The following is a 1,050-nucleotide window of genomic DNA, read 5'->3' as shown; positions in this document are numbered from 1 at the left end:
GGCTTTGTTGCACAAATCCCGTCAGGGATTCACTGTTTGAATCCAGCATGATAGCTGGAAGGCATGAGCAGTTGGGCACCCACAAAATACAAGACCACGAACTGGTCGTCTTACAATGACAGCTTGAGGCAGCGCGGATCGTTGGCGATCTGGTTTGATCCTGAGATGACTTGGACACCGCCACCGACCGGCAGGCGTGGTCGCCAATGCAAGTTCAGCGATGCCGCGATCCAGACCTGTCTGACCATGAAAATTCTGTTTGGGATGCCCTTGAGGCAAACAACCGGCTTCGTTCAGAGCCTGTTGCAGATGGTCGGCCTGGATTGGGATGTGCCAGATTACAGTACACTGTGCCGTCGCCAGAAGACGCTTAATGTGAGCCTTCCCTATCGCGGGGGAACTGGGCCGCTGAACTTGCTCATCGACAGCACAGGCATCAAGTCAGAGGGTGAAGGCGAGTGGAATGCCCGCAAGCATGGCGGGCCAAAGCGCCGGATTTGGCGCAAGATACATATCGGGATCAATGAAGAAACATTGGAAGTGCGGGCCGTGGAGATCACCACCAGCAATATAGGTGACGCACCGATGCTGCCGGAATTGCTCAACCAAATTCCACCAGATCAGGACATTGGATCAGTGACGGCCGATGGGGCATACGACACGCGCAAATGTCACGAGGCGATTGCAGCAAGAAACGCCCATGCAGTGATCCCACCACGCAAGAATGCTAAGCCTTGGAAGTCGACGAGCGCCGGAGCTATTGCCCGAAACGAAGCAGTTAGTGCGCAGCGATACTTGGGTCGTACCTTGTGGCGACGCTGGAGCGGATACCACCGAAGAAGCCGCGTCGAAACCAAGATGCACTGTCTGAAACTGATGGGCCAATCACTCATGGCACGGGACTTCGACAGGCAGGTCGCGGAAATCCAAATCCGCATCGCCGTGCTCAATCGCTATTCTGCGCTTGGCATACCTGTCACTGAGCCCGTAGGCTAAATCCGTCTGGGGTAAGGGGAAGAACGTCCTTCAACCGATTTGTGCAACAAAGCC

The 1,050-nt window shown here is 55.2% G+C and carries 1 protein-coding gene; it reads left to right on the top strand.

Annotated elements, in window-relative coordinates; genetic code table 11:
- Nucleotides 1–63: 63 nt before the first annotated feature.
- A complete protein-coding gene (locus M3P21_RS22320) occupies nucleotides 64–996 on the top strand; it encodes an IS5 family transposase (RefSeq protein ID WP_249713710.1) in 933 nt (310 codons plus the stop codon).
- Nucleotides 997–1,050: the final 54 nt, after the last annotated feature.

This window comes from Ruegeria spongiae (genome assembly GCF_023502395.1).
Lineage (GTDB): Bacteria > Pseudomonadota > Alphaproteobacteria > Rhodobacterales > Rhodobacteraceae > Ruegeria_C > Ruegeria_C spongiae.
This window is presented reverse-complemented; position numbering and strand designations above follow the sequence as displayed.

Bases quoted from the DNA above. Each gene is read 5' to 3' on its own strand.
- M3P21_RS22320 (WP_249713710.1), top strand. From the start codon at position 64: ATGAGCAGTTGGGCACCCACAAAATACAAGACCACGAACTGGTCGTCT.